The sequence below is a fragment of the Candidatus Deferrimicrobiaceae bacterium genome (genome assembly GCA_035256765.1).
Lineage (GTDB): Bacteria > Desulfobacterota > Deferrimicrobia > Deferrimicrobiales > Deferrimicrobiaceae > CSP1-8.
This window is the reverse complement of record DATEXR010000092.1, coordinates 1-5,029: the sequence shown is the minus strand read 5'-3', so window position 1 is coordinate 5,029 and position 5,029 is coordinate 1. Positions and strand designations below refer to the sequence as shown.

Here is a 5,029-nt window from a genome sequence, read left to right as displayed (position 1 = left end):
CCCCTCCAAGATCAGATAGAGACGTCCCGGTGATTTTCCCCTCGCCGCGTCAAGCGTTTCGGGGCGCAGCCCTACAGCCCGAAGATCTCCTTCACCTTCGCCTCGAACGCCTCATCCGTTAGCTGCTTCGCCATCGGGACGAACGTCTCCGCCTCGACACCCACCGGAGTGCGGATGGGGGAACCGGCATCCTCGATCACGCGGAGGACCGCCTCCGCGACCGCCACGGGGTCCGGCCCCTCGTTGATCTTCTTCGCCACCACGGGGATGAGTTTCCCCGCCAGCGCGGCGTACGGCGACGCCGGGGAGACGGTCGCCGGATTCGCAACCAGCCCCCCCGATACGAAGCGGGTTCGGAAGAGGCCCGGCATCACGGAGTGAACCCGGATGCCGAAGGGCTTCACTTCGTACCGCAGGGAATCGGTGATCGCCTCGACGGCGTACTTGCTCGCGTTGTAGTACGTTAACAGTGGAAACCCCATCCTCCCGAGCCACGCGGAGATGTTGACGATCACACCCGACCGCCGGGCCCGCATCAAGGGGAGCGCCGCCCGACACATCCGGCCCACGCCAAAGACGTTGACGTCGAACTGGCGCTGGATCTCCGCATCCGTCGCCTCCTCCACCGTCCCCAGGAACCCGTACCCCGCGTTGTTGACGAGGTTGTCCAGCCCTCCGGACTCCCTCGCAACGCGCGAAACGGCTGCGCGGACGGAACCGTCGTCCGTGACGTCCAGTTGCACGGCCTTAAGGGAGATCCCGCGCCCTTTTGCCTCGGCGACCAACGCCTCTCCATCCGCCGGGTTCCGCGCTCCCGCGTACACCTCGTACCCCCTGCCCGCCAACAAGAGGGCCGTTGCCTTCCCTATCCCGGATGTCGCCCCGGTGATCACTGTGACCTTGCCCATGCGCAACCTCCCCCGCTTTTTGTTCATCCTCCGTCGAATCATGGGGGAATTCATTGACCGGCATCAATTGCCCGGGGAAGGCGGTCCACGCGGGATTCATTCCGAGTGTTAGGCGGCGATGATGTGCAATGAGCTCAGCAAGCCATATTCAAGCCACACAGCCAATAATACGAAAAAAGGAAGCCCGGTGTCAGTCCGGATTCCCTTTGAGTATTGCGATGGTGCAAAAGGGGGGACTCGCCCGCCCGAGCCTCCGCGATCACGCGATCGGCCTTTGCGGCGCGGCTTCGGGCTGACGCGCTCCTGAAGTCGCGCTTTCCCTCCTGCTCGTCGGCGCCCAAAGCCGGTTCGAGTCCCCGGGGGGACTCGAACCCCCAAGGGTTTCCCCACCACCCCCTTAAGGTGAGGAAAGTTGAGCCGTGAAGTGGTCTCCTCCCCGATAACCGAATCAATGGAGAACATTCCAACCAACGTCTTCTTGATGGATCGACGGGAATCCCGTCATCAATTTTGTATCAACTTGCTCTTCTGGATCGCTCTGATGTCGTCGAAACCCAACGCTTTGCCGCCGACCCCTCAGTTGCCGCTCTTTCCCTCCTGTATGACAACCCAGCTGTACGACAACCCAGGTTGCCTGACGCAGATTCTCCCCCGCAAAGGAGACTATGACCTCAGTGACCTTTTTAATGAGCTCCTGCGACTGGGTCTGCGAGAACTCGCCCTCGAAAACCTTGATTTCAACGAGTGGCATGAGGCCTCCTTATTTTTCCAGGGCTTTCAATTTTAGATAGCGTTCGCAGGGGAAATGGTTCGAGCCTATCTGGGTTCCAAAGGGAACAGTATTAGATCCCGCCCCGGACGGATCGAACCGAAGGTCTACTTCCGGATCGACCATATCGCTCGGGAAGACCACAACTTCCCCCCTGTGGCGGCCTACCGCGAACAAACGGTCGTGATCGTCCTGGGGCCCAAGGGGGCGTTCGAAAACAGCAACATCGGCGGCCTGGCGGAAAGTGATCCGAGGCGAATCCGGCAACGGATGCCGGGCACCTAATGAACAACAGACGCGGGCGGAAAGCGGGATCAGGCTAAGGATGTCATCGCAGTTCGGGGCCGCGGACAACCGACCCAGGGAGGTGATCATGACAAGGAGAAGGACTGTCGGGGCATTGACATTGGCAATCATGCTCGGCGCCGGTGCCTCCGGAGCATGGGGACACGGTGAGAATGATACTCCGCGAGGGACTCCGCCTGAACAGCTCGGGAAGGTGGACTTTCCCGTCTCGTGCAACGCCGCCGCGCAAGAGGAGTTCAACCGGGCCATGGCGCTGTTTCATTCCTTCTGGTTCGACCCGGCGAAGAAATCTTTCTCGAAAGTCCTCCAACACGATCCGGAGTGCGGGATGGCGCACTGGGGAATCGCGATCATGTCGATGGGAAATCCCTTCGCGTGGCCGCCCAACCCGGCCGCGCTCAAGGCGGGTGTGTCGGCGATGGCGGAGGCGAAGCGGGTGGGCGCCAAGAGCGAGCGCGAACGCGCGTACATCCGTGCCCTTGCCGCGTTCTTCGAGGATTGGGAGACCACCGAGCACCGGCCGCGGGCGGTGGCCTTCGAGAAGGCCATGGAAGGCGTGGCGTCGCAGTATCCGCAGGACGTGGAAGCGCGGATTCTCTATGCACTCGTGCTGAACATCACGGCGCTGCCCACCGACAAGACGTTCGCCAATCAACTCAAGGCGGCTGGCATCCTCGAGCCGTTGTTCCAGCAGTACCCCGACCACCCGGGGGTCGCCCACTACCTGATTCATACTTACGACTATGCCCCGCTGGCCGAGAAGGGGCTTCCCGCCGCCCGGGCCTACGCCGGGATCGCGCCGTCTGTCCCGCACGCGTTGCACATGCCCTCGCACCTGTTCAGCCGGGTCGGCCTGTGGCGGGAGATGGTGGAGGGGAACCGCGCCTCGTATGCGGCTGCGAAGAACGAGCTGACGGAGAAGACCCTCGACATCGGCACCTACGATGCCCTGCATGCCATGGATTACATGGTCTTCGGTCATCTGCAGCAGGCACAGGACAAGGCGGCGAAGCGACTGCTGGATGAGGCGGCCGCGATCCGCAAGGTGAACGTCGAGAACTTCGTCGCGGCCTATGCCTTCGCGGCGATCCCCGCCCGCTTTGCGTTGGAGCGCGGCGATTGGAAGCAGGCGGCGGCGCTTGAACTGTCGCCTGCCGGCCTGTCCTGGAGCAAGTTTCCGCAGGCTGAGGCGATCCTGGTCTTCGCGCGCGGCCTCGGCGCGGCCCGCAGCGGAGACGTGGCGGCCGCGCACCGGGATGCGGAGCGCCTCCGGGCGTTGAAGGAGGCGATGACGTCGGCCAAGATCGGGTACTGGGCCGGTCAGGCCGACTTTCAGATCAAGACAGTCGACGCCTGGATCGCGTTCGCGGAGAAGCGGCACGACGATGCCGTGCAGTCGATGCGCGCGGCGGCAGAAGCGGAAGAAGCCAGCGACAAGCATCCGGTTACCCCGGGGAACGTCGTGCCGTCGCGGGAGTTGCTGGGCGAGATGCTCCTGGCCCTAAACCAGCCGGAGCAGGCGTTAGCCGAGTTCAAGCGATCCTTGAAGCGCGACCCCAACCGCTTCCGTGGAATTTCCGGTGCCGCCCGCGCGGCGGAAGCCTCCGGCAACCTCCCCGCGGCCCGCGATTACTACGCCAAGTTGCAGACCTTGACCGCCGATCGCGATACCGAGCGTCAGGAACTCGCCGCAGCCAAGGCATTTCTTACGGGCCACTGAGGAAGGGGCATCGAGTAGGCGGGGGGTCTTACATCCCCCCACCTCTCACACCACCGTACGTGCCGTTCGGCATACGGCGTTCCACCAAGGACCTCGGCCAGCGGAACATCTTCTTTAACCGGGTCCGCGACCTTTTCTCCTGCGTCCTTCGCTGGGACATCCCGCGTCAACAGCGTCCCCGCAAATCCCCATTTTCACCCCGAAATAGGCGGTTGTTTGTACGGGGTTTGCAGTCCGTTCTGGTTCCTCTCCTGTAGTGCCCATCATCGTCCGGGAATGCGCACCAAGTTTTCCGCCTGCTCCCCCATGATTGCCATTTGCCCCTGAGGGGGAACTCCAGGTCCTCCAACTCATCCAATTCGCAAGGACAATAGGATTTGTCATAAGAAACCTAACGGTGAGTGGAGTAACTTTACTCAAAGAGGGGGGGCAATTATGCGGCAGCGTACGACCAGAGTCAGGACGGATCCGGGGCAAACAGCATCCGGCTTCAGGAAAAGGATAGAAAAGAATCCCGTCATCCCCGCGTGCGTTTCCGCACGGGGATCTGCGTGCTGTCCCGTCAAACGCTCAGGACGAGGGGGAGGAGGAGCCCCATGGGGCCGGTTCGACACCCGGGTCGCCGGCGCCGATGTTGAACCCCGCGTCGACGTAGTGCACCTCGCCGGTCACGCCGGAAGCCCAGTCCGAAAGGAGGTACGCGGCGGCGTTCCCCACCTCGTCCTGCGTCACGTTCCGTCGGAGCGAGGCGCCACGGGCGTTCTTCTCCATCAGTTTGCGGAAATCGACCACGCCGGAGGCGGCCAGCGTACGGATCGGCCCGGCCGAGACGGCGTTGACGCGGATCCCTTCCGGCCCGAGATCGTGGGCCAGGTAACGGGTCGCCGCTTCGAGGGCGGCCTTCGCCACACCCATCACGTTGTAGTTCGGCACGGCGCGCACCGCCCCGAGGTAACTCATCGTCACCATGGACCCCCCCGGTCCCATCAACCGGGCCGCCCGCCGGGCGCAGGCAATGAAGGAGTAGGCGGAAATATCCAGCGCGAGATGGAAATCGGCGCGCGAGGTATCCCGGAAATTGCCTTGCAGCGAATCCCTGTTGGCAAAGGCGATGGAATGCACGATGAAGTCGAGCCGCCCCCAACGGGCCTCGACCTTGGCGAAGAAATCGTCGAGCTGGGCGTCGTCGCCGACGTCGAGCGGTTCGACGAAGCTCGAATGGATCGACTCCACCAGGGGATGAACGCGTTTCATCAGCGCCTCGCCGAGATAGTTGAACCCGAGCTCGGCCCCCTCGCGGTGACAGGCCCTGGCCACGCCCCATGC

At 63.1% G+C, this 5,029-nt stretch carries 5 protein-coding genes; 3 read left to right on the top strand and 2 right to left on the bottom strand.

The window, feature by feature from the left end:
* Positions 1 to 71: 71 nt before the first annotated feature.
* Positions 72 to 908: an SDR family oxidoreductase gene (locus tag VJ307_03000; protein ID HJX73098.1), complete on the bottom strand. Its 837-nt coding sequence runs from the start codon at positions 906 to 908 to the stop codon at positions 72 to 74.
* Between the two features lie 412 nt (positions 909 to 1,320).
* On the opposite strand from VJ307_03000, the gene VJ307_02995 reads away from it, so the two are divergent.
* From VJ307_02995 to VJ307_02985, 3 genes are all read left to right on the top strand, one after another.
* Positions 1,321 to 1,695: a hypothetical protein gene (locus VJ307_02995; GenBank protein ID HJX73097.1), complete on the top strand. Its 375-nt coding sequence runs from the start codon at positions 1,321 to 1,323 to the stop codon at positions 1,693 to 1,695.
* An 18-nt stretch (positions 1,696 to 1,713) separates the two neighbouring features.
* Positions 1,714 to 1,962 (top strand): hypothetical protein, encoded by a 249-nt coding sequence (locus tag VJ307_02990; protein HJX73096.1) that lies wholly within the window; start codon positions 1,714 to 1,716, stop codon positions 1,960 to 1,962.
* A gap of 214 nt (positions 1,963 to 2,176) precedes the next feature.
* On the top strand, positions 2,177 to 3,703 hold the full coding sequence (locus tag VJ307_02985; protein ID HJX73095.1) for a hypothetical protein: 1,527 nt from the start codon (positions 2,177 to 2,179) through the stop codon (positions 3,701 to 3,703).
* Positions 3,704 to 4,273: 570 nt separating this feature from the next.
* Here VJ307_02985 and VJ307_02980 read toward each other — a convergent pair.
* Positions 4,274 to 5,029: enoyl-ACP reductase (locus VJ307_02980; GenBank protein HJX73094.1), on the bottom strand; the 756-nt coding region annotated here is incomplete at its 5' end.

Coding starts and splice junctions, on each gene's coding strand:
- VJ307_03000 (HJX73098.1), bottom strand. CDS start 908: ATGGGCAAGGTCACAGTGATCACCGGGGCGACATCCGGGATAGGGAAG.
- VJ307_02990 (HJX73096.1), top strand. CDS start 1,714: ATGGTTCGAGCCTATCTGGGTTCCAAAGGGAACAGTATTAGATCCCGC.